This is a genomic window from Bradyrhizobium sp. HKCCYLS2038, assembly GCF_051167655.1.
In the GTDB taxonomy this organism is placed as follows: Bacteria; Pseudomonadota; Alphaproteobacteria; order Rhizobiales; family Xanthobacteraceae; genus Bradyrhizobium.
The window spans coordinates 200,628-223,811 of record NZ_JBNPTM010000005.1 but is presented as its reverse complement, the minus strand read 5'-3'; the positions used below and the strand labels follow the sequence as shown (position 1 = coordinate 223,811).

Annotated in this window: 15 protein-coding genes; 5 read left to right on the top strand and 10 right to left on the bottom strand. The window is 65.7% G+C overall.

Translation table 11 applies throughout. From position 1 onward, the window contains the following. Positions 1 to 44 precede the first annotated feature (44 nt). Both ACQR1I_RS22945 and ACQR1I_RS22940 read right to left on the bottom strand, forming a co-directional pair. A complete protein-coding gene (locus ACQR1I_RS22945) occupies positions 45 to 1,529 on the bottom strand; it encodes a UdgX family uracil-DNA binding protein (RefSeq protein ID WP_434868339.1) in 1,485 nt (494 codons plus the stop codon). A gap of 94 nt (positions 1,530 to 1,623) precedes the next feature. Continuing rightward, positions 1,624 to 2,862: a putative DNA modification/repair radical SAM protein gene (locus ACQR1I_RS22940; protein ID WP_434868340.1), complete on the bottom strand. Its 1,239-nt coding sequence runs from the start codon at positions 2,860 to 2,862 to the stop codon at positions 1,624 to 1,626. Between the two features lie 183 nt (positions 2,863 to 3,045). Here ACQR1I_RS22940 and ACQR1I_RS22935 point away from each other — a divergent pair, with 183 nt between their 5' ends. The 3 genes from ACQR1I_RS22935 (at position 3,046) to ACQR1I_RS22925 (ending at position 9,293) form a co-directional block, all read left to right on the top strand. Continuing rightward, a complete protein-coding gene (locus ACQR1I_RS22935; protein WP_434868341.1) occupies positions 3,046 to 3,834 on the top strand; it encodes an ImuA family protein in 789 nt (262 codons plus the stop codon). Next, the gene (locus tag ACQR1I_RS22930) at positions 3,734 to 5,323 is read left to right on the top strand and encodes a Y-family DNA polymerase (RefSeq protein WP_434868342.1); all 1,590 of its coding nucleotides are present in this window, start codon (positions 3,734 to 3,736) and stop codon (positions 5,321 to 5,323) included. Before ACQR1I_RS22935 ends, ACQR1I_RS22930 begins: the two co-directional genes overlap by 101 nt. 337 nt (positions 5,324 to 5,660) lie before the next feature. After that, a complete protein-coding gene (locus tag ACQR1I_RS22925; protein WP_434868343.1) occupies positions 5,661 to 9,293 on the top strand; it encodes an error-prone DNA polymerase in 3,633 nt (1,210 codons plus the stop codon). A gap of 359 nt (positions 9,294 to 9,652) precedes the next feature. On the opposite strand, the gene ACQR1I_RS22920 is transcribed toward ACQR1I_RS22925, so the two are convergent. Further along, positions 9,653 to 9,922: a hypothetical protein gene (locus tag ACQR1I_RS22920; RefSeq protein ID WP_434868344.1), complete on the bottom strand. Its 270-nt coding sequence runs from the start codon at positions 9,920 to 9,922 to the stop codon at positions 9,653 to 9,655. 1,105 nt (positions 9,923 to 11,027) lie between these two features. Here ACQR1I_RS22920 and ACQR1I_RS22915 point away from each other — a divergent pair. Together ACQR1I_RS22915 and ACQR1I_RS22910 are read left to right on the top strand one after the other, a co-directional pair. Next, on the top strand, positions 11,028 to 12,278 hold the full coding sequence (locus ACQR1I_RS22915; RefSeq protein ID WP_434868345.1) for an efflux RND transporter periplasmic adaptor subunit: 1,251 nt from the start codon (positions 11,028 to 11,030) through the stop codon (positions 12,276 to 12,278). Positions 12,279 to 12,320: 42 nt separating this feature from the next. Beyond that, a complete protein-coding gene (locus ACQR1I_RS22910) occupies positions 12,321 to 15,443 on the top strand; it encodes an efflux RND transporter permease subunit (RefSeq protein ID WP_434868346.1) in 3,123 nt (1,040 codons plus the stop codon). Here ACQR1I_RS22910 and ACQR1I_RS22905 read toward each other — a convergent pair. From ACQR1I_RS22905 to ACQR1I_RS22875, 7 genes are all read right to left on the bottom strand, one after another. Further along, positions 15,440 to 16,141: an ABC transporter ATP-binding protein gene (locus ACQR1I_RS22905; RefSeq protein WP_434868347.1), complete on the bottom strand. Its 702-nt coding sequence runs from the start codon at positions 16,139 to 16,141 to the stop codon at positions 15,440 to 15,442. The two genes, ACQR1I_RS22910 and ACQR1I_RS22905, sit on opposite strands and share 4 nt — an antisense overlap. Next, positions 16,138 to 17,952 (bottom strand): branched-chain amino acid ABC transporter ATP-binding protein/permease, encoded by a 1,815-nt coding sequence (locus tag ACQR1I_RS22900; RefSeq protein WP_434868348.1) that lies wholly within the window; start codon positions 17,950 to 17,952, stop codon positions 16,138 to 16,140. Before ACQR1I_RS22900 ends, ACQR1I_RS22905 begins: the two co-directional genes overlap by 4 nt. After that, positions 17,945 to 18,781 (bottom strand): branched-chain amino acid ABC transporter permease, encoded by an 837-nt coding sequence (locus ACQR1I_RS22895; RefSeq protein ID WP_434868349.1) that lies wholly within the window; start codon positions 18,779 to 18,781, stop codon positions 17,945 to 17,947. The genes ACQR1I_RS22900 and ACQR1I_RS22895 overlap by 8 nt, the downstream gene beginning before the upstream one ends. Positions 18,782 to 18,858: 77 nt before the next feature. After that, entirely contained in the window at positions 18,859 to 20,022 is a 1,164-nt protein-coding gene (locus tag ACQR1I_RS22890) for a substrate-binding protein (RefSeq protein WP_434868350.1), read from the bottom strand. 38 nt (positions 20,023 to 20,060) lie between these two features. Continuing rightward, on the bottom strand, positions 20,061 to 20,936 hold the full coding sequence (locus tag ACQR1I_RS22885; RefSeq protein ID WP_434868351.1) for a nitrilase family protein: 876 nt from the start codon (positions 20,934 to 20,936) through the stop codon (positions 20,061 to 20,063). Between the two features lie 240 nt (positions 20,937 to 21,176). Then, positions 21,177 to 21,800, bottom strand: a complete 624-nt coding sequence (locus ACQR1I_RS22880; protein WP_434868456.1) for an ANTAR domain-containing response regulator — start codon at positions 21,798 to 21,800, stop codon at positions 21,177 to 21,179. A 14-nt stretch (positions 21,801 to 21,814) separates the two neighbouring features. Beyond that, on the bottom strand, positions 21,815 to 22,990 hold the full coding sequence (locus ACQR1I_RS22875; protein WP_434868352.1) for a transporter substrate-binding domain-containing protein: 1,176 nt from the start codon (positions 22,988 to 22,990) through the stop codon (positions 21,815 to 21,817). Positions 22,991 to 23,184: the final 194 nt, after the last annotated feature.

The window sequence follows — 23,184 nt, the reverse complement described above, 5'->3', positions numbered from 1 at the left end:
TGGCCGGGGCTCGATCCCGGCCATTTGCATTTTGGACGCCGGTGTCAGGCCGCGTGGGCGCGCTTCAGCGCGGCCGCAGCGATCTTGAGGTCCTTGACGAACAGCTCGTACTCGCGCGCCTTGGCGTCGGCATCGGGCAGCCGCAAGAGATAGGACGGGTGCACCGTGATCATCGCCTGGGGACCCTCCGGCAGCTCGACGATGTGGCCGCGGTTCTTGGTGACCTGGGTGATCTTGCCGAACACCGACTGCGCGGCGGTCGCGCCCATCGCTACGACCAGGGCCGGGCGGACGGCGGCGAGCTCGCGCTCGTACCACGGGCGGCAGGCCTTGATCTCCGGCGTCGCCGGCTTCTGGTGCAGCCGGATCTTGCCGCGCGGCACGAACTTGAAATGCTTCACCGCATTGGTGACGTAGACCTTGGCTCGGTCGATGCCGGCTTCCTCCAGCGCGCGGTCGAGCATCTGGCCGGCCGGGCCGACGAAGGGGTGGCCGGCGAGGTCCTCCTTGTCGCCGGGCTGCTCGCCGACCAGCATCAGCGGCGCATGCTCAGGGCCCTCGCCGAACACGGTCTGGGTCGCCTCCTTCCACAGCGGACAGGCGCGGCAGGCGGCTGCCTCTTCACGCAACGTCTGAAGATCGACCGCCGCGACATCACGTGAGGTCTCAACGGCGGCGGGCGCATGCGCTTTCGGCTTGCGGGTCATCGCGGTCTCCTCGACGCGCTTTTGCGGCTTGTGCGGTTCGGTGCCGGGCTCGGCGATCATCACGGACGTGCGCCGGCTGGCGGCCGCGATCAGCGGCTGGATCAGCTTGGCTTCGGGCAGGTTCTGCCAATATTTCTTCGGCATCTCCTTTTCCATCGCCTTCACTTTCAGCCGTGCCGGATTGAAAATGCTGGCGTAATAGCGCAGCCAGACCTCTTCGAGCCGGTCTTCAGTCGGCGCTTCAGCCTTGCTCACACCCGGTGTGAACGACACGCGGCTGCCGTCCCAATGCGCACAGAGTTCGGGCGTCAGGATCGACCAGGGCATGTCGGCGAAGCGGCGGGCGAAGAACGGCGCGGCGCGCTCCACGATGTGATGCTCGGGCTCGAACCAGGCGACGTAGCGCGCCTCGCGCTCGCGGCCGACCTCGCGGAAGCGGACGAAGGCGTGCATCTTGTGAACGTCGCGGCGGACGGCGCGCGCCAGCGCGTTGGCCTGGGCGACATCGGGATCGGTCGCGATGTCCATCAGATCGTGGTTGGTCCGGAGGCGCCACAGCAGGCGATAGAGCAGGGCGAAGCGGTTGGGATCGCTGTGCAGGATCGCGCTTTCGGCCAGCTCGACAAAACTCGCCGGCACCGAGAATGCGCCCTTGGGCACCTCGGGCAGCGTCGTGTCGGCCTGATCGTCGAACAGATCGGGCGCTGCGCCCTTCACCCGCCAGCTCACATCGGCCGGCCTGACATCGTTCATCGCCAGCGCCCGCGCTGCCTGGCGCCAGCCATCGAAATCGGTGTCGCTGTCGAGGGTTACGACGTGCATTTCACCTCTCTCGTCATTGCGAGCGCAGCAACGTGATCCAGACTTTTCGTGCGGCCCCTGGATCGCTTCGCTGCGCTCGCGATGACGGCTTCCGTTAGAATCCAAATCCCAGCTGCTGCGGCTTCGGCCGCAGCCGGGCTCTGAGGCTGGCGCCGTCGAGCAGGGACGGCGATGGCCGGTGGTCGGAGAGAACGATGAACGGCAGCGCCTTGTTCCTGATGACGTTGAGCCGGGCCAGATCCGCAAAGCGGATCGTGGTGCTGCGGCGGGTGGCGAGGATGCGCTGCACGGTGCGGGTGCCGAAGCCGGGCACGCGCAACAACTCCTCGCGGCTCGCGGTATTGATGTCGAGCGGGAAGCGGTCGCGGTGGCGCAGCGCCCAGGCGAGCTTGGGGTCGATGTCGAGCGGCAGCATGCCTTCGCTCTCCTCGACGATCTCGTCGGCATCGAAGCCGTAGAACCGCATCAGCCAGTCGGCCTGGTACAGCCGGTGCTCGCGCACCAGGGGCGGGGCCTGCAGCGGCAGCGCGCGGCTGGCATCGGGGATCGGGCTGAAGGCCGAGTAATACACCCGCTTGAGCTTGTAGGCGCCGTACAGATTGGCCGAGGTCGACAGGATGGTGCGGTCGTTGGCCGTGTCGGCGCCGACGATCATCTGCGTGCTCTGGCCGGCCGGGGCGAAGCGCGGCGGCCGGGCGCGGCGCACCGTCTTCTTGGCTTCCGCCGTCTCGTCGAGCTTGAGCCGGAGCCGGCCCATGGTGCGGCGGATCGCGCGCTGGTCCTTCTCCGGCGCGAGCTGCGTCAGGCTCTCTTCGAGCGGTGTCTCGATGTTGATGCTGAGCCTGTCCGCATATTTGCCGGCTTCCGCGATCAGCGCCTCGTCGGCCTCCGGAATCGTCTTCAGATGGATGTAGCCGCGGAAGCGATGCTCCTCGCGCAATTTGCGCGCGACGGAGACGACCTGCTCCATCGTGTAGTCCGGACTGCGGATGATGCCCGACGACAGGAACAGCCCCTCGATGTAGTTGCGGCGATAGAAGTCGATGGTGAGCTGCACCACCTCGTCGACCGTGAAGCGCGCGCGTGGCACGTTGGAGGAGGCGCGGTTGACGCAATACAGGCAGTCGAAGTTGCAGGCGTTGGTCAGCAAAATCTTGAGCAGCGAGATGCAGCGTCCGTCCGGCGCATAGGAATGGCAGATGCCCATCCCCGGCGCGGTCGAGCCGAGCCCCTTGCCGTCGCGGGAATCCCGCATCTCCGTACCGCTGGAGGCGCAGGACGCGTCATACTTGGCGGCATCGGCCAGGATCTCGAGTTTGCGCAGCAGCTCCATGCTTTTGAATCCCTTTGATTCCACTCGCTGAATCAGACCCGGGGCAATCCCGATTGACTCTCTCGAAGGCGTTAGCTTTATATTAGAACGTATCATGAACAAAGAGGGTCGTCGCGGGTTCACTGCCTGCTCACGAAAACAACGGCAGCACCCGCACGATGGATTGGAAAGGAGCGGCGACGGATGACCGGCGCACGCATGGAGACGCTCGCGCGTTTGCGCGGCCGCATTGCCCGCCTCGAGGCGGCCGATGGCGCGCATGATCTGCGTCGGGTCGCGCTCGGCCATTCCGAGGCAGATGCGGTGCTGCAGGGCGGGCTCGCCACCGGCGTGCTGCACGAGGTGTTCGCCGAGAGCGGCCGCCAGGCGGTGGCCGCGACCGGCTTCCTGTGCGGGCTCGCGGCGCGTGTCGCCGCACGCCGGCCGCTGATCTGGATCCGGCAGGATTTCGCCGAGCGCGAGATGGGTGCGCTGTCGATGAACGGGCTCGCCGAGCTCGGCCTCGATCCGCGCCGTCTCGTGACCGTGCGCGCGCCCGATCTCGATCATGCCCTGCGCACCGCTGCCGATGCGCTCGCCTGCGATGCGCTGGGCGGCGTGATGCTGGAGGTGTGGGGCGAGACGCAAAAGCTCGATCTCGTCGCCAGCCGCAAGCTGACTCTGGCGGCGCAGGAGTCCGGCGTGACCGCGCTGCTGCTGCGCATCGCCGCGACGCCAGAGCCGTCGACCGCGGAGACACGCTGGATGGTGCGGACCGCGCCGTCGCCGCCCGCTGCGCCGTGGATGGCATGGGGCGCGCCGCGTCTCGATGCCGAGCTCATTCGCAACCGTCACGGCCAGACCGGACGATGGATCATGGAGTGGACCCCCGATGCGTGCCGTTTCAGCGAACCGGCGGCGGATCCTCAGCCTGTGGCTGCCGCGCCTGCCCATCGAGCGCATCAAGCGGAGCCGCGCCGCCGATCCGCTTGAGCAAGGCAAGCCGCAGGTCGTCGTCATCAAGGACGCCAATGCGCTGCTGATCCATTCGCTGGATGAGGCCGCGGCCCGCCACGGCGTCTCGCTCGGCCAGCCCTTGGCGAACGCCCGCGCCGTCTGTCCCGATCTCGTCGTGCACGAGGCGGATCTCGCGGCCGACGCTCAGATGCTCGATGACATCGCCGACTGGTGCGACCGCTTCACGCCGCTGGTGGCGCTCGATCCGCCGCATGGCCTCGCGCTCGACATCACCGGCTGCGTGCATCTGTTCGGCGGCGAGGCCAGGCTGATGCAGTCGGTGTGCGATGCGCTGACCGCGCACGGCCTTACCGTGTCAGCCGCCATCGCTTCCAATGCCGTGTGCGCGCGCACCCTGAACCGGCAAGTCCATGGCCGCATCGTGCCGGATGGCGAGGAGGCGACTGCCGTCGCGTCGCTGCCGGTGGCCGCCCTCGGCGGCAGCGACGCCATCACGCTCGGCCTGCGCCGCGCCGGCCTCAAGACCATCGGCGACGTCGCCGCGCGCGGCCGCAACGAGATCACAGCCCGGTTTGGCGCCGCCTTCACCCGCGTGCTGGCGCAGGCGCTGGGCGAGGCCGACGCGCCGATCAACCCGCGAAAAGTCCCGCCGGACTACATCGTCGACAAGCGTTTTGCGGAGCCGGTCGCGACCGACACCGTGATCGCGGCCAGCCTCTCCAGTCTCGCGACGATGCTGGTCGCGGCGATGGCGCAGCAGGGCAAAGGCGCGCGGCGGCTGGAAGCCTGCTTCTTCCGCACCGACGGCCTGGTGCGCGTCATCGCCATCGACACCGGCCAGCCGGTGACGGACGCTGCCGTCATCGACCGTCTCTTCCGCGAGCGCCTGGAGGCGCTGAACGATCCGCTCGATCCTGGCTTCGGCTTCGACATGATCCGCCTCGCCGCGGGCCGCAGCGAGATCGTGGTGCAGCAGCAGCGCGATCTCGACGCGCATGTTCACGACAATGACGAGCTGTCGGCCTTGATCGACCGCATCGCCGCGCGTATCGGCGGCAAACGCGTGGTCGTGCATCTGCCGGTCGACACCCACATCCCCGAGCGCGCCGCGCTGCCGCTGCCGGCGCAGCACCATCTGGCAGCGACCAGCACGGCGGACTGGCCCGAACGCCACGACGGCGAGCCGCCGCTGCGCCCCTTGCGGCTGTTCGCGCGCCCCGAGGCCATCCAGGTGATCGCCGGCGTGCCAGACGGCCCGCCCGCCCGCTTCGTCTGGCGCCGTGCCGCCCATGCGGTGGTGCGCGCCGAAGGCCCGGAGCGCATCGCGATGGAATGGTGGCGGCCGGACGGGCAGGGCCTGACGCGAGACTATTTCCGCGTCGAGGACGAGCACGGCCTGCGCTTCTGGCTGTATCGCGACGGTTTGTATGACCGCGAGTTCGAACAGCCGGAGAATGCTTTGCCGGTGCAGCCCGCCTGGTACATGCATGGGCTGTTCGCATGAGGGACAGGGCTATCGTCCCGATGACGGCCTCAATGACCTGCGTCATTCCGGGGCATTCGCGCGCAAAATGGCGAAGCCATTTTGAAGCAGCGCGAATGAGCCCGGAATCCATAACCACAGCGCGCTATCGTGACGCGAGATGCCCACCACCAGCGTGCCTCACACGGCATCCTGTGGGTATGGGTTCCGGGCTCGCGCTCCGACTTGAGGCCGACATGCGTCGGCCTCAAGCTCCGCGCGCCCCGGAACGACGGCTCCTGTGCAAGCCAATGCGGCAGGACTCACCGTCTGCACGGCCCCACCGCATCATCGCCGCTCCAATCTCTGCGGCCCCGCCATGACTCCCATCCCCTATGCCGAGATCGGCGTCACCACCAATTTCTCCTTCCTGCACGGCGGCTCGCATCCGCAGGCCTATGTGCACCAGGCGGCTGTGTACGGCCTCACCGCCATCGGCATCGCCGATCACAACACGCTCGCCGGCGTCGTCCGCGCTTACAGCGAGCTGAACAACGACAAGCTGAGCTACAAGCCAAAACTGCTCTACGGCGCGCGACTCGTCTTCACCTGCGGCACGCCGGACATCCTCGTCTATCCGCGCGATCGCGTGGCGTACGGCCGGCTGTGTCAGCTTCTGACTCAAGGCAAGCGCGGCAGCGATCTCGACAAGGTCGCCAAGGGCGATTGCCGCCTGACCTTCGATGATCTGTTCGACTTCATCGACGGCCAGCTCGTGGTGCTGATGCCGCCGCATCGCTTCGACGAGGACGCCCTCGGCAAGATCCTGGCACGGCTGAAAGACAGCCCCGCCGAAGGCATATGGCTCGCCGGCAGCCTGCTGTACCGCGGCGACGACCGCCGCCGTCTGGCGCGGCTCACGCGCTTGGCGGCGTCAAACAAGGTGCCGCTGATCGCGACCAATGACGTGCTCTATCACCACCCAAGCCAGCGCATGTTGCAGGACGTGCTGACCTGCATCCGCGAGAAGGCCTCGATCGAGAGCATCGGCCTCCGCCTGCAGGCCAATGCCGAGCGCCATCTCAAGCCGGGACACGAGATGGCGCGGCTGTTCCGCGATCACCCGGAGGCTATCACCGAGACGCTACGCTTCACCGACCGCATCGTGTTCTCGCTCGACCAGCTCAAATACCAATATCCCGACGAGCCGGTGCCGCCGGGCAAGACCGCGCAGGGGCATCTGGCAGACCTGACCTGGGCCGGCGCCAAGACCTATTTCGGTGCCAAGCTCGACGCCCGGCTGCGCGCGGTCCTCAACAAGGAGCTCGCGCTGATCGCCGAGCTCAACTACGCGCATTACTTCCTCACCGTCCACGACATCGTGCGCTACGCCCGCAGTCAGGGCATTCTCTGCCAGGGCCGCGGCTCGGCGGCGAACTCAGCGGTGTGCTACGTGCTCGGCATAACCTCGGTCGATCCGACCAAGATCGACCTCCTGTTCGAGCGCTTCATCTCCAAGGAGCGGCTGGAGCCGCCGGACATCGACGTCGATTTCGAGCATTCGCGGCGCGAGGAGGTGATGCAATATGTTTACCGCCGCTACGGCCGCCACCGCGCCGCCATCATCGCCACGGTCATCCATTATCGTCCGCGCAGCGCCATCCGCGACGTCGGCAAGGCGCTCGGCCTGACCGAGGACGTCACGTCCGTGCTCGCCGACACCGTGTGGGGCAGCTGGGGCGATGGCCTGTCCGACATGCAGGTGCGGCAGGCCGGGCTCGATCCCACCAATCCGATGATCCGCCGCGCGGTGGAGCTGGCCTCGGAGCTGATCACCTTTCCGCGCCATCTGTCGCAGCATGTCGGCGGCTACGTGCTGACGCAGGACCGGCTCGATAGCTACGTGCCCATCGGCAATGCCGCGATGGACGACCGCACCTTCATCGAATGGGACAAGGACGATGTCGATGCGCTCAGCATGATGAAGGTCGACGTGCTCGCGCTGGGCATGCTGACCTGCATCCGCAAGAGCTTTGATCTGATCGCCGATCACAAAGGCAGGCGGTACGTGCTCTCGGACATCAAGTCGGAGGACGACAACGAAGTCTACCAGATGCTGCAACGGGGCGAGTCGCTCGGCGTGTTCCAGGTCGAGAGCCGGGCGCAGATGAACATGCTGCCGCGGCTCAAGCCGCGCACCTTCTACGATCTCGTCATCGAGGTCGCGATCGTCCGGCCCGGGCCGATCCAGGGCGACATGGTGCATCCCTATCTGCGCCGTCGGAACAGACTGGAGAAGGTGACCTATCCCTCGCCGTCGCCGGATCATGGCTCAGCCGACGAACTCTACAAGGTCCTGCACAAGACGCTCGGCGTGCCGCTGTTCCAGGAGCAGGCGATGCGGATCGCGATCGAGGCCGCAAGATTCTCGCCCGAGGAGGCCAACGGCCTGCGCCGCGCGATGGCAACGTTCCGCAATGTCGGCACCATCGGCTCCTATGAGGAGAAGATGGTCTCGAACATGATCGCGCGCGGTTATGACCCGGCCTTCGCCAAGAGCTGCTTCGACCAGATCAAGGGCTTTGGCTCCTACGGCTTTCCGGAGAGCCACGCCGCGAGCTTCGCGCAATTGGTCTATGTCTCGTCCTGGCTGAAATATTTCCATCCGGATGCGTTCTGCTGCGCGCTGCTGAACTCGCAGCCGATGGGTTTCTACGCCCCGGCGCAGATCGTCGGCGACGCCCGCAAGAACGGCGTCGAGATCTGCAACATCGACGTCTCCCACAGCTTCGCCGACAACACGCTGGAGAAAACGGATGGCAAATACTGCGCCGTCCGTCTCGGCTTCCGCCAGATCGACGGCTTCCGCTGGATCGACCGCGACGAGGAGCGGATCAAGAGATTGTCGGAGAAGATGCGGAGGGAGGCGCTGGGCGCTTCCTCATCATCGTCTTTGGATAAGCAAGCTATATCCCCATCGTCATTCCGGGGCGCGCGCAGCGCGAGCCCGGAATCCATAACCCCGAGTCGTGGTTATGGATTCCGGGCCTGCGCCCAAGAGGGCGCATCCCGGAATGACGGCGCGGAGGGAGGCGTTTCTCACACGCAAGCGCTTGATGCATTTCGAGAGAGCGACGCAAATGCGCCGGCCCGGAATGACAATGAACAACAAACTCTCATGTTGCTGTCGGATGCCGACCGCGAGGACGACTGGGCCGACCGCATCATCAAGGCCAGGGAACGCCGTCCCTTCACCTCGCTCGAAGACTTCGCCCGCGACACCGCGCTGCCCAAGCGCGCGCTGCTGCTGCTGGCCGATGCCGACGCGTTCCGCTCGCTCGGGCTCGACCGTCGCGCAGCACTTTGGGCCGTGCGCCGGCTGCCCGATGACGTGCCGCTGCCGCTGTTCGAGGCGGCGATCGCCCGCGAGCAGCCGGACGAGGGCGCCCAGCCGCTGCCGGAGATGCCGCTGCCGGAGCACGTCGTCGCGGACTATCAGACCATTCGCCTGTCCCTGAAGGGCCACCCGATGGAGTTCCTGCGCCGGCGCTTCGCCGCCGAAGGCGTGCTGGCGTGTCGCGATGTCAACGATGCCAATGACCGCCGCCGCATCCGCTGCGCCGGCGTGGTGCTGGTGCGGCAGCGGCCGGGCAGCGCCAAGGGCGTCGTGTTCATGACCCTGGAGGACGAGACCGGGATCGCCAACATCGTGGTGTGGCCGAAGGTGATGGAGACCTTCCGCAAGGAGGTGATGGGCGCGCGCCTCGTGCTGGTCGAAGGCCGCATCCAGAGCAGTCCGGAGAAGGTGGTGCATCTCGTTGCCGAGCGCCTCATCGACCGCACCGCCGATCTTTCACTGCTGTCAGACGATCGCCTCGGCGCCATCCCGCACGGCGCCACGCCCGCCGAGCCCTTGAACGACGACCGCCGCGACCACCCGGACAATCCCTCCCAGCGCGTCAGCCACCCCCGCAACGTCCGCATCCTGCCGCGGTCGCGGGATTTTCATTAGGCATGGCGAACACGTTAGCCGGTCAGCACTGGTACCTTGCGCGAAGCGCGTTTGAAGATGTGTTCATGAACACTGCAATCATCGGACTTATCATTGCAGCGCTTGAAGGTGGGACATCGCGAGCGGTGCGGATGAATGCGCCCTCTCCCCTTGCGGGAGAGGGCATGTAGGACAGAGCAGCAAGCGCGGTTGGGTGAGGGGTATCTCTCCACGAATTCAACTCGCGGAGAGATACCCCTCACCGGACCGCGTATGTGGATGGGCCGCACATGCCCTCTCCCACAAGGGGAGAGGGCGCTGTATCTAACAGCGCATGCGACCACTTAACTCAAGTGAGCGCCGTTTTGTTGTTGTGCTGTTTATCTCAGCTTTATTGAATCCGGCCCTTGCACCTCAGACCAATCTCTAACGCCTAACGCATCCGAAAGAACCTTGAGGACCGAAGACTTGTTCAGTTTGGTGCTTTCAGGGACGACAGCATTGAGGCCTGTCACACCACTCTTCCATTTAAGCCCTTTCCATACACCGGGCTCTTTGGATCCCTTTCGGGAATGGGTAATGACAAAAACCTCCCATTCACCTCCTTCGAGGCGATAGCAGCCCTCGACGAAGCTCATGTCTTCTTCCATGATAAGATCGTACGAAATTTCAGCTTTCATTTGAATGGCACTGCGCGGCAGTGCCGATTTGGCACACAGAATGCGTCGACCAGGCTCTTAGGATAACCAAGTTACGTGGCTCGAACAAGAACGCGCGTGCCGACCTGCAGCATTCAGCATCACGAGATGCGCGCATCTTGGATTCAGAAATCCGGAAAAATCCCTCTTCGACCCAAAAATTTCACTTTCATTTTTCCGAAACCGTGCTCTATTCCGCGCATCCCGTCCCATCGAGAAGGGGCGTAGCGCGCGATCGTCACGACACGCGGGGCGTGGGAGCGATGGCCGTGTTGATGCCGCAGCGTAGCCTGGCTACGTCGACGAACGGCGTGACGCGGACGCAAAAGCGTGTGGTCCTGGCGCCCCGATGCTGGCGTCAAGTTCGCGGGTGACGATGATCCCGCAGACGACGGTGGCTAAAAGCCGGACACCGGGGAGAGCGCGCTATAAGCGTGAAAACCGTTGCGCAGGGAAGGCCGGGTGATCCCGGCTGCACCTGTGGTACCTGCCGCCTGCATTCTTTTCGCAGGCGGGCCGCAGGCGTCAGTCGGCGCCTGGTCTTCCCTGCGCCCTCCTCACGAGAGGGTGAAACGATTGGCACAACTCGGACGCATCTGCGCCGCGAGGTTACGCATCGATGTGGCCCGTCGCAATCGCCCATCCGCGAGGGATGCATGCTCGTCGCAAGGACGGGGAACCAAAAAGGGCGGTGGAACCAAAGCTTCGTCGAAAGACGCACCGCCGTGAGATTCAATACCAACCGCATGCGTACCGAGGTGGAGCAGGGCGTACCCGTGGAGGTTGGGCCGCGCGGTAGCGGCATCTTCATGGCGATGGCTTGCGCATCCACCGGGTCATGGTGCGCCGCGAAGAAAACCGGGATTGCCCCGAAGGAACTGAATGCAAGCTGAACAACTGTCGTCACACTTTCAAATTTTTAAAGCAAAACAAGGGCGAGTGGGGCAATTTTTAGGTTGTTTAAAGCTCCAGTTCCGCACTATTAGCGCGACGATGAGCCGCACCAGCCGGACTCATCGACGGATGAAGCGAGCCGACCGAGCGAGCCGACCGAGCCATGGCGTCTGAAACGAACCCATCTCCGCAGCTGATGAGCACCAAGCGGCTGGTGATCGGCCTCGCCGCGCTGGCGATCGCCGGGGCGGGCGGCTACGCCTATACGCAACTGCGCTCCGCGCCGGCGTCCAAGGACAATCTCGAGCTCTCCAGCCAGTCCAAGCGCAACGGCACCACGTTCACACCGTCGGCAGCCGAATGGGCGACGCTGACGATCGAGCCGGTCTGCGAAAAGATCTTCCGCGCCGAGCACGTCACCGAGGGCAAGGTCGCCGTCGACGAGGATCGTTCCACGCCGGTGTTCTCGCCCTATGCGGGCCGCGTCACCAAGCTGCTCGCCCGGCCTGGCGAGACCGTCCGCCAGGGCCAGCCGCTGTTCGTGATCGAGGCGGCCGATACCGTCCAGGCCCAGAACGATTTCATCGCCGCCATCTCATCCATGAACAAGGCGAAGTCCGCCTTCGACCTCGCCGAGATCCAGTACAAGCGCGCCAAGGACCTGTTCGAGGGCCGGGCTATCCCGCTCAAGGACTTCCAGCAGGCGGAGGCGACCTCCGTTCAGGCTCAGAACGACATGCGGTCGTCGCAGACCGCGCTGGAGGCCGCGCGCAACAAGCTGCGCATCCTGGGCTTCACCGATGCCGCGATCTCCGACTTTCAGAGCAAGGGCGTGATCGATCGCGAGATCACGATCCACGCGCCGATCGGTGGCACGGTCGTGCAGCGCAAGGTCGGCCCCGGGCAGTACGTCAATTCCGGCGCGAGCGATCCCGTGTTCGTGATCGGCGATCTCTCGACCGTCTGGCTGACCGCCTTCGTCCGCGAGAGCGATGCGGCGCTGGTGAACATCGGCGAGGAAATCCTCGTCAACGTGCTGGCGCTGCCCGGCCGTCCGCTGAAGGCCAGCATCAACTACGTCGCCGCATCGATCGATCCGGCGACGCGGCGGCTCCTGGTCCGCGCCACCATCGACAACAAGGATGGCCAGCTGAAGCCCGAGATGTTCGCCAATGTGACGATCTATTCGCGAGGCGAACAGCCCGCCATCGCGGTGCCGCGGCAGGCGCTGATCTACGAAGGCAACCAGGTCCGCGTCTGGGTCGCGCGTCCCGACAAGTCGATCGAGCTGCGCAAGATCAAGACCGGGCTGATCAACGGCGATCAGGTCGCGGTCGAAAGCAACCTGACTTCCGGCGAGCAGATCGTGACCAAGGGCAGCCTGTTCATCGATCGCGCCGCCTCGGGCAGCTGAGATGCAGCCCTTCTGCCTGACGTGCTGAAAGTTTCGACCTGAATGGATCGCCTCGTTGCCATCGCCGTCCAACGGCGCTTCCTGATGGTCGGACTATTCGTCGCCGTGCTGATCGGTGGCCTGATCGCATTCCGCCAGCTCAACATCGAGGCCTATCCCGATCCGACCCCGCCGATGGTCGACATCGTGACGCAGAGCCCGGGTCTCTCGGCCGAGGAGATCGAGCGCTACATCACCATCCCGATCGAGACCCAGGTCGCCGGCATCAAGAACCTGCGGACGATCCGGACGATCTCCTTGTACGGCCTGTCCGACGTCAAGCTGCAGTTCTCGTTCGACTACACCTATGACGAGGCGCTGCAGCAGGTCTTGAACCGCCTGTCGCAGCTGTCGCCGCTGCCGGGCAACGTTACGCCGCAGATCTCGCCATTAAGCGCGGTCGGCGAGATCTATCGCTACCGGCTGCGCGGTCCGCCCGGCTACAGCGTGCTCGACCTCAAGACCTTGCAGGACTGGGTGCTGCAGCGCCGCTTCCGCGCTGTGCCGGGAGTCATCGACGTCACCGGCTGGGGCGGCAAGACGAAGACGTATGAGATCCAGGTCGATTTCAACAAGCTGGTCGCCAACGGCCTCACCCTGCCGCAGCTGCTGCAGGCAGTCGGCAACTCCAACATCAACGTCGGTGGCAACACGGTCGAGATCGGCACGCAGTCGGCTGTAGTGCGCGGCGTCGGCCTGATCCGCTCGATGGACGATCTCGCCAACACCATGGTGTCGCAGAGCGGCGGCAATCCGGTGCTGGTGAAGGACGTCGCCAGCGTCACGGTGGCGGAGAAGCCGCGGCTCGGCATCGCCGGCCTCAACAACAATGACGACATCGTCCAGGGCATCGTGCTGATGCGGCGCGGCGAGCAGAGCTCGCCGACGATCGCGCGCGTCGAGCAACTGGTCGACCAGATCAACAATTCGACGATCCTGCCGCCGGGCGTCCGGATCGAGCGGATCTACGACCGCAAGGACCTGATCGACACCACGACCCACACCGTGCTGCACAACATGGTGGTGGGCATCGGCCTCATCGTTCTGCTGCAATGGGTGTTCCTCGGCAATCTCAGAAGCGCGCTGATCGTCGGCGCCACCATCCCGTTTGCCCTGTTCTTCGCCGTCGTCATCCTGGTGCTGCGCGGCGAGTCCGCCAACCTGCTGTCGGTCGGCGCGATCGATTTCGGCCTGATCGTCGATGCCACTGTCATCATGGTGGAGGCGATCTTCCGCCGGCTCACGCAGACCACGCCGCTGTCGGCCGCGGAGGAGAGCCACATCTCGCCCGAGACGATGATGGGCATGAAGGGGCATGCGATCCTGTCGGCCGCCGCCGACGTGTCGCGCTCGATCTTCTTTGCCGCGGCCATCATCATCGCCGCCTTCCTGCCGCTGTTCACGCTGAGCGGAGTCGAGGGCAACATCTTCGGGCCGATGGCGCGGACCTATGCCTATGCGCTGGCCGGCGGCCTGCTCGCGACCTTCACGGTGACCCCGGCGCTCAGCGCCATCATCCTGCCGGCCCATGTCGAGGAGACCGAGACCCGGCTGATGCGCCTGTTGCACGCGATCTATTCGCCGGTGCTGCGCTGGGCGGTGGGCAACCGCAATCTGGTGATGACCGGCGCGATCGGTCTCGTGCTGCTCACCGTGGTGGTCGGCCGGCTGCTCGGCCTCGAATTCCTGCCCAAGCTGGAAGAGGGCAACCTCTGGATCCGCGCCACCCTGCCGCCGACGATCTCGCTGCAGGAAGGCAATGCCTACGTCAACGAGATGCGCAAGATGATCCGCGCGCGTCCCGAGGTCGACGCCGTGGTCTCGCAGCACGGCCGCCCCGACGACGGTACCGACGCCGCCGGCTTCTTCAATGCCGAGTTCTTCGCGCCGCTGAAGCCGGTCAAGGACTGGCCGGGCACCAAGGACAAGGATCAGCTCACCGCCGAGCTCTTGAAGCAGCTCGACGATCGCTTCCCCGGCGTCGAATTCAACTTCTCGCAATATCTGCAGGACAACGTCTCGGAAGCGGTGTCCGGCGTGAAGGGCGAGAACTCGATCAAGCTCTACGGCAACGATCTGCAGGCGCTGACCGACACCGCCAACAAGATCAAGCAGGTGCTGTCGACGGTGCAGGGCGTGACCGACCTCGCGGTGTTCACCTCGCTGGGACAGCCGACGGTGCAGATCGACATCGACCGCGCCAAGGCCGCGCGCTACGGCCTCGCACCCGGCGACATCAACGCGACCATCAAGGTCGCGATCGGCGGCGACACTGCGGGCGATCTCTATGAGCCGGGCAGCGACCGGCATTTCCCGATCATCGTCCGGCTCGCGCCCGAGTATCGCAAGAGCGCCGAGGCGATCGAGAATTTGCGCATCGGTGCCCAGGGTCCGAACGGCATCACGCAGATTCCGCTGAGCGAGGTCGCGACCATCAAGCTGGTGTCGGGCGCGGCCTATATCTATCGCGAGCAGCAGGAGCGCTATCTGCCGATCAAGTTCTCGGTGCGCGAGCGCGACCTCGGCAGCGCCATCCAGGAGGCGCAGCAGAAGGTCGCCGATCAGGTGCAACTGCCGCCGGGATCGCATCTCGAATGGGTCGGCGAGTTCGGCAATCTGCAGGACGCCATCAAGCGGCTGTCGATCGTGGTTCCGATCAGCCTCGCGCTGATCGGCGTGCTGCTGTGGTTCAATTTCGGCTCGATGGCCGACACCTTGCTCGCCATGAGCGTGATCCCGATGGCAATCTTCGGCGGCGTCGTCGGCCTCGTGCTCACGGGCATTCCGTTCAGCGTGTCCGCGGCGATCGGCTTCATCGCTTTGTTCGGCATCGCCGTGATGGACGGCATCATCATCCTGTCGCAGTTCAACCAGCTGATCGACGAGGGCGTCGACCGCATCGAGGCGGTGATCCGCACCGGCGAGTTGCAGCTGCGGCCCGTGCTGATGACCTGCGTCGTCGCCGGCATCGGTCTGTTTCCGGCGGCGCTTTCGACCGGTATCGGCTCGCAGGTGCAGAAGCCGCTGGCGATCGTCGTCGTCACCGGCATGATGCTGGCGCCCGTCGTCATCCTGATCACGCTGCCGGTGCTGATCTCGCTGTTCTCGCGCCGGCGCGTGCGCTAGATCCGCATGTGCCCGTCGATCCGTTCCGCGGCGCCGGCATCGACAGCGGCGGCATCGACGATCTCGCCTCGCTTGAACACGAGGTAGCGGTCGCTGATCCGAAGCGCGAATGGCAGATGCTGCTCGACCACGATCATCGAGGTGCCGATCTCGCGCCGGACACGCACCAGCACCTCGGACAGGCGGTCGACGACGGAGGGCTGCAGGCCCTCGGTGACCTCGTCGAGCAGCAGCACGTCGGGCTTGGCCATCAGCGCGCGGGCTACGATCAGCATCTTCTGCTCGCCGCCCGACAGCGTGCCGGCACGCTGGTTGAGCCGTTTGGTCAAAACCGGAAACCAGCCGCCGACCTGCTCGAACAGCGCATCGATGTCCTTGTCCGACAGCAGCCCGAGCCTGAGATTGTCGCGCACCGAGAGGTCCTGGAACAGCGCATGCTCCTGCGGCACGTAGACCAGCCCCATCTTGCGCTTCAGATGCGGCGCGACGCGCGTGACGTCCTTGCCGCCGAGCCTGACCTTGCCGCGCCACGCCGGCAGGAAGCCGATGATGGCCTTCAGCAGCGAGGTCTTGCCCATGCCGTTCTTGCCGACGATCGCGAGCGTCTCGGCCTTCGCCAGCGCGAAGCCGACATTGCTGATGACTTCGGACGAGCCATAGCCGCTGGCCAACTCGCTCACTTCCAACATCGTGCTCATGCCGGCACCTCCGCGTGCGACACGTGCTGACCGGTGTAGATCTCGCGGACCAGCTCGCTGTTCACGACCTCATCCACAGAGCCGTCGAGCGCAAGACGGCCCTGGTGCAGCACGATGATGCGCGAAGAGATCTCGCGGACGAAATCGAGGTCGTGCTCGACCAGGAGGATGCAGAGGCGGTCACGGCGGGCGAGGGTGGTCAGGATATCAGCGAAGCCCTGGCGCTCGGCGCGGGTGAGGCCGGCGGTCGGCTCGTCGAGCAGCAGTACGTCCGGCTCGAGCGACAGCACCATCGCCAGCTCGAGCGCCTGCTTCAGTCCGTGACTGAGATTGCGCGCCTCCTCGTCGAGCCGCTCGCTGAGGCCGGAGCGTTCGACCACCGACAGCGCCGCGGGCGGCAGCGCCAGCGTCGCAGAGCGCGAAATCAACCCAGGCGGATCGGCATGCGTCCGCGCCACGCGCAGGCACTCGGCGACGGTCAGGGTCTCGAACACCGACGCCGTCTGGAACTTGCGTCCCAGACCAAATCGAACCACGCGATCCGGCGGCAGCCGCGCGATGTCGTGGCCGGCGATGGCGACCGCGCCGGCCGAGCGCTCGCGACCGTCCGAGAGACAGCGGATCAAGGTCGTCTTGCCGGCGCCGTTGGGACCGACCAGGCTCAACAGCTCGCCGCGGTGTGCGGTGAACTGCACCCCGTCCAGCACCGACAGGCTGCCGAAGTGCTTGCCCAGCCCGCGCACCTCGATGGCAAGGGCATCCGGATGGCTGACGGCCGTCGCGCCGGCCGCCGGATGCAGCGTCGTCGCCATGCCGCCTCCAGCGCCGCGCCTCAGCAGGCGCATCACCGCGCCGAGCAGGCCGTCGGGGAAGACGAGGATCACGATGATCAGCGCCAGCCCGACGATCAGCTCCCAGACATAGGGCAGGCTGTTGGCGAGATAGGCGCTCGCGACCTCGATGCACAGCGCGCCGATGACCGGGCCGATCACGGTGCCGCGGCCGCCGAGCGCGACCATGATCACGAGGTTGGTGCCGAAGGTGAAGCTGGCGTTCTCCGGCGCGGCCACCGCGCCGAAGCCGGCATAGAAGAAGCCGGCCAGCGCCGAGACGATCGCCGACAGTACCAGCACGACGATGCGCAGCCGCGAGGTGTCGATGCCGAGATAGGTGCAGCGCGCGTCGTTGTCGCGTAGCGCCGACAACAGCCGCCCGGTGTCGCTGCGCATCACGACCAGTGCGAGCACTGCGGTTGCGAGCAGTCCGAGCCCGGCGAGGCGCAGCCAGGTCTCGATCTCCAGGTCGAAACTCTCGAAGCCGACGAGACCGCTGGAGGAGCCGGTGAAGGTGCCGCCGGAGTAGAGGATCTGCACCAGCACGATCGGCACCACCAGCGAGATCACCGAGGCGTAGAGCGGCGTCGAGCCGGGGTAGAACGACAGCCAGCCGGTGAACGCGGCGACCGCGGCGGCCACCACCACGGCGGCACCGATCGCGGCGCAGATCTGCCAGGGGCCGAAGCCGTATTCGGTGAACATGATGGCCAGCGCATAGGCGCCGATGCCGAAGAACGCCGATTGACCGAAGGTCAGCGTGCCGCAATAGCCCCACATGATGTCGACGGTGATCGCGGCGATCGCGACGAAGCAGGCGCGCACCAGGATGTTCACGAGGTAGGTGTCGAGCAGCAGCGGGGCGACGACGATCACGGCGGCCGCGATGGCCACGAGCAGCGCCGGGATGATCAGGCGCGGCAGCGCATGGCTGGCCGGCGACGTCGCGGGAGAGGCGAGGGGGCGCGCATCAGCCACGGGCAAAACCCTCCGGCCGGATCCGCAGCACGATGGCGGCGCAGATCGCGATGGTGAGACCGCCGAGGATCGGATTGACGAAGGTCGAGACCAGGACCTGCAGGGTCCCGAGCACGGCGCAGGAGCCGGCCAGCGCCAGCAACGAGCCGCCGGACACCATGACCAGCATGAACGCGCCGATCAGCCAGGGTACGCCCATGTTCGGATCGACGCTCGACAGCGGCGTGATCAGCGCGCCCGACAACGCGGCGAGCCCGCTGCCAAGCGCGAAGGTGATCAGCCGCACGCGCGAGGAGTCGACGCCGAGGCCCTGCGCCAGCATTTCGTTCATGATCACGGCCTTGGTCGACAAACCAAGCCGAGTGCCGTTGAGAAGGCCGGTGAACAGCAGGCCGACGATCACGGCCGCAACGATCATCACCAGCCGGTAGGCGGAATAGTCGGCGCCGAACGGATGCACCGTGCCCGAGATCGGCGCCTGCACGAACTGCACCTCGCGGCCGAACATCAGCGTGATGAGCTGGCCCAGCACGATGCCGAGACCCCAAGTGGCGAGAATCGCATCGAGCGGGCGCTTATAAAGACGGCGGACGATCACGATCTCCGTGACGCCGCCGCAGACTGCGCCGGCGACGAAGGCCAGCGGCAGAATCAGAAACCACGGCAGACCCAGTTGCGCGCCGATCAGCGCGGCGTAGGCGCCGACGGTGAGGAAGGCGGCGTGAGCGAAGTTGATGATCTTCATCACGCCGAACACGATCAGGAGACCGGCGGCGATGATGAAGAGCATGGCGGCCGTCGTGACGGCATCGAGAGCGACGGTCAGCATGGTCACTTCCAGTTGAGAGAAGCGGGGCGGGCGTTGAGTCCGCCCCGCGGGATCATACGCGATGTGGACCTGATCGGTCAGGATTTGCCCGGGCATTGCGCGCCGGGATCGACATTCGCAAAGCTCTGGATCACCTTGACGCTGCCGTCGGCCTGGACCTGGCCGAGATACATAGTCAGCGGCGCATGGCGCTGCTTGTCCATCTTGATGGTGCCGCGCGGGCCGTCGACCGAGACCTCGCCGAGCGCCTTCAGCACCTTGTCCTGGTCGGTGCTGCCGGCCTTCTCGACCGCGGCCTTGTAGGCGTAGACCGCCTCATACTGCGGGACCGAGAGATCGTTCGGGGTCTTCAGCTCGGCGCCGAACTTCTTGGCCATCGACGCCAGGAAAGTCTTGTTGGCCGGCGTGTCGATGCCCGTGACGTAGGAGGCAGAGAGATAGATGCCGGCGGCATCGGCGCCCATGCCCTTGGCGGTGCCCTCGTCGACGGCGAGATTGCCATAAGGCAGGTTCACGCCGGCGGCGCGCAGCTGCTTGGTCAGGGTGACGTTCGGCGCGCCGCCCGCGGTCGAAGTGATCAGCGCGTCCGCGCCGGAGGCCTTGAGCTTGGAGATGATCGAAGTCCAGTCCGAGCCGTCCATCGGCAGGTATTCCTCGCCGACAACCTTGCCGCCCGTCTTCTCGACATACGTCTTGGTGAAGCCGAGCATGCCGCGGCCGAAGGCGTAGTCGGAGCCGATCAGGAAGTAGCTCTTCGCCTTCTTCTCCTTGGTGAAATAGTCGACGATCGGCGGCACCTGTTGGTCCGGCACCCAGGCGTTGACGTAGAGATAGGGGCTGCAGGACTTGCCCTCGTAGAACGAGGTGTAGATGTAGGGCGTCTTGCCGCGGGCGACGATTGGCAGGCCGGCGTTGCGGGCCGCGCTCGTCTCCATCGAGATCAGCACGTTGACCTTCTTCTGGAACACCAATGCGTCGAACGCCTTCTGCGCCCCGGCGGCACCGGAGGCGTCGTCAGCGACTTCCAGTTCCAGCTTGCGGCCGAGCACGCCGCCCTTGGCATTGATCTCCTCGACCGCGAGCTCGGCGGACTGCACCACCGATGGGGCGACGACGGAGTTGGCGCCGGACAAGCCGACGGGGACACCGATCTTGATCGAATCGGCGGCCAGAGCAGGCGAGAGCGCCGTCCCCGCCAAAAGGGCGAGCGCGAGCGAGGTAGTCAGAAAGCGCGATGTCATCGATTGTCCTCCATGATTGGTCGAAATGAAAAAGGGTGTCAGTACCAGCCGCGCTCGACCTTGCTGCCGAGCATCTCGTCGTAGACGTCGGAGCGGCGGTCGCGCAGGACTTGGTTGAAGGCGTTCCAGTTGCGGGCGCGGCGGGCCTCGCCGAGCGCCACGTCGGCGATCACGATCTCCTCCTTGTCGCGGCTCGCGGGGCCGGCCACTGGCCAGCCGGTGTAGCTGACGATCAGGCTCTGGCCCTCGAAAGGCTGGCCGCGCTCGACGCCGACGCGATCGGCGCAGGCGATGAAGATGGAGTTGGAGTGTGCCGCGGCCATCGCCAGGATGTTGGCCATCGCCTCGCGGCCCTCCGCCTGGCCGGGGATCGGCACCCAGTTGGTCGGGACGCAGACAATGTCGGCGCCCTGCAGCGCGCTGAGGCGAAAGCTCTCCGGGAACCAGCCATCGTAGCAGATCGCCATGCCGATGCGGCCGATCTCGGTGTGGTAGACCGGGAAGCCGAGATTGCCGGGCTCGAAGTAGAGGTTCTCCTCGTTCCACAGGTGCACCTTGCGGAACGTGCCGATGTAGCCCTTCGGCCCGATCAGCACCGCGCTGTTGTAGAGCCTGTCGCCCTCGCGCTCGCAGATGCCGGCGACAAGATGCAGCCCGTGCTTGGCCGCGATCTCGCTCCACGCTGTCACCGCGGGGCCGCCGGGAATGGTCTCGGAGGCGGCGAAGGCTTCCTCGCGCGATTTGAACACGTAGCCGGAGGAGGCGAGCTCGGGGAGCACCACGAGCTTGGCGCCTTGCGCCACCGCCTGTTGGATCAGGTCGAGGCTGCGGGCGAGGTTGGTGGCCAACTCGCCGACCATCGGCTGCATCTGGATGCAGGCGATCCGTACTTTGCTGTTGTCATCCGTCGTCAAGGCACGAGTCTCCGTTGCGTTCGCGAGGTTCGCGCGCGCCAAACAAAAAGCCCCCGACTGCGCCTTGCGGCGCAATACGAGGGCTGCATAGCCTGATGTGAAATGGCCGACCGGCCATTGGCGAACATGCGATGTCCGCGCTGACCTCAAGTAATTCAAATATGCGAGGCGAAGTCAACGCCGTCGTTTGCAAATATTTGAGGCCGCGGCTGCCCAAGGCATGAGCGCGCAGCCGCAGCTTCAGCGCGAAGCCGGCGCATCGAGCACCCCCAATCCTCCCAGCGTTTCCTGCGCATTGATGATGGAGATTGCGATGTCGGCCATCGCCACGCGCTTCTGAGTTGCCTGCGCGCGGATCAGCTCATAGGCCTCGACCTCGCCGACCTGCTTCAGTCCCATCAGGATTTTCACCGCCTTGTCGACGTCGCGCCGCGCCTTCAGCGTCTCCTCGAGCTTCTGCACCTTGCCTTCGAGCCGGCGCGTGTAGCCGCGCAGCGAGCGCGCCAGCACCAGCGAGGAGAGGATGCCGAACGAGCGGATCGGCTTGTTGACGACGCCATGCGCATTGCTGTCCAGCAGGCGCTTCAGGATCGTCGGATTCTCATAGTCGATGATGGCGATGAAGGTGAGCGGATGCTCGCTGCTGCCTTCCGGAAAGATCATCTCCTCGGAGGTCTCGATCAGCTGGAACACCGTGTCGATGTCGTGTGGGATTGCGGCCGGCGGCGGCCACACGCCGCGCACGTTGCAGCCGATGCGCTTGAGCTGGTCGATCAGAGCGTCGCCCTCGGCATCGCGCGGATGAATCACCAGCACGCGGGCGCCGCGCAGCTCGTCGATGAGGCGTCGCACGCCCGGCTTCATGCGGTCATCCGGCCTCATGCTGACAGCGCCTCTTCGCTCAGCCAGCGGCCGCCGATCGGCGACACCGACAGATATGGGTCCGGCTTGATCGGGCTCTTGCTCTCCCAGACGATGTCGAACTGGCCGTCGGCGCGCACGCGGCCGATGCGCGGGGTGGTCCAGACGTGGTTGTTGTCTGGATCGATCCGCATCGGTCCCTCCGGCGCCTCCAGGCTGAGGCCGAGCGCAGCCTCGACCAGCTTCTGGGTGTCGAGGCTGCCGGCCTGTTCGAGCGCCAGCGCGAACAGTTTGATTTGCGCATAGGCCGAGGCGCTCCACATGCTGACCGGCGTATCAGCGCCGAAAGTCGTCGCGAACGCTGTCTTGAAACGATCGTTGCTGTCGCCCCCGAGCGTGCCGAAATAGCTCGCGGCGGTCAGGTGGCCGGCGCAATACTCGGCGCCGATCGTACGCACCTCGCCTTCCGCCATGGTGAGGCTGGCGATCGGCATCCGCTTCGGATCGAAGCCGGCCTGCGCATACATCCGGTAAAAGCGCTGCGCGGTACGGCCGACGATGGTCGAGAACACCACGTCGGGCGCGGCATCCCTGATGGCGTCGAGGCTGCGCGTCAGCTCGGCGTCGGTGGCCTCCATGGTCACATATTGCTCGCCGACGACGCGGCCGGCATAGGACTCGACGAGGTCGCGCATGATCCGGTTGGATTCGCGCGGGTAGATGTAGTCCGAGCCGATCAGGTAGACGCGCGGACCGTGCTTGCGCACGATGTATTCGGCGAGCTGGAACGCGTTCTGGTTCGGCGCTGGTCCCGTGTAGATCACGTTCGGCGAATATTCGAAGCCCTCGTACAGCGAGGGATACCAGAGCAGGCCGTTGCGGCGCTCGATCGCCGGCAGCACCGCCTTGCGCTCGGCCGAAGTCGAGCAGCCGAAAATGACGGAGGCGCCGTCCTCGGTGAGCAGGCGGTCGGCGAGCTTGCGGAACATTTCCGGCTGCGATCCCGGATCGTAGGCGACGACCTCGATCTCGCGGCCGAGCACGCCGCCGTCCCTGTTGATCTCCTGGATCGCCAGCGCCGTGCCGAAGAAGTGTTCGGACTCCGTGACCTCCATCAGGCCGCTGCGCGAGAACAGCACGCCGACGCGCCAGACATCCTTGTCGGATGATTTTGCGGCTGGTCTCGTCGTCATCATCATGCCTCCAGGTCGATGGGCCGTTCGGCCTCCTCGGAAAGCGCTGTTTATTGCGGCTCGCCGTGCGCTTGGCAACGGGGCAGGGACTGCAGGGAGGTTACTATCAGGGCAAGCTCCAGCATCGCCGCGACGCGGGGAGCGTCCGGATCATGCTGGAGGCGAGCCCTCGAAAATGATGAGGGCGCAGGGAA

Excerpts from the sequence above, each read along its gene's own strand:
- ACQR1I_RS22910 (WP_434868346.1), top strand. The coding sequence starts at position 12,321 with ATGGATCGCCTCGTTGCCATCGCCGTCCAACGGCGCTTCCTGATGGTC.
- ACQR1I_RS22880 (WP_434868456.1), bottom strand. The coding sequence starts at position 21,800 with ATGAAGCCGGGCGTGCGACGCCTCATCGACGAGCTGCGCGGCGCCCGC.
- ACQR1I_RS22875 (WP_434868352.1), bottom strand. The coding sequence starts at position 22,990 with ATGACGACGAGACCAGCCGCAAAATCATCCGACAAGGATGTCTGGCGC.
- ACQR1I_RS22890 (WP_434868350.1), bottom strand. The coding sequence starts at position 20,022 with ATGACATCGCGCTTTCTGACTACCTCGCTCGCGCTCGCCCTTTTGGCG.
- ACQR1I_RS22920 (WP_434868344.1), bottom strand. The coding sequence starts at position 9,922 with ATGGAAGAAGACATGAGCTTCGTCGAGGGCTGCTATCGCCTCGAAGGA.
- ACQR1I_RS22915 (WP_434868345.1), top strand. The coding sequence starts at position 11,028 with ATGGCGTCTGAAACGAACCCATCTCCGCAGCTGATGAGCACCAAGCGG.
- ACQR1I_RS22945 (WP_434868339.1), bottom strand. The coding sequence starts at position 1,529 with ATGCACGTCGTAACCCTCGACAGCGACACCGATTTCGATGGCTGGCGC.
- ACQR1I_RS22895 (WP_434868349.1), bottom strand. The coding sequence starts at position 18,781 with ATGCTGACCGTCGCTCTCGATGCCGTCACGACGGCCGCCATGCTCTTC.
- ACQR1I_RS22935 (WP_434868341.1), top strand. The coding sequence starts at position 3,046 with ATGACCGGCGCACGCATGGAGACGCTCGCGCGTTTGCGCGGCCGCATT.
- ACQR1I_RS22925 (WP_434868343.1), top strand. The coding sequence starts at position 5,661 with ATGACTCCCATCCCCTATGCCGAGATCGGCGTCACCACCAATTTCTCC.
- ACQR1I_RS22930 (WP_434868342.1), top strand. The coding sequence starts at position 3,734 with ATGCGTGCCGTTTCAGCGAACCGGCGGCGGATCCTCAGCCTGTGGCTG.
- ACQR1I_RS22905 (WP_434868347.1), bottom strand. The coding sequence starts at position 16,141 with ATGAGCACGATGTTGGAAGTGAGCGAGTTGGCCAGCGGCTATGGCTCG.
- ACQR1I_RS22940 (WP_434868340.1), bottom strand. The coding sequence starts at position 2,862 with ATGGAGCTGCTGCGCAAACTCGAGATCCTGGCCGATGCCGCCAAGTAT.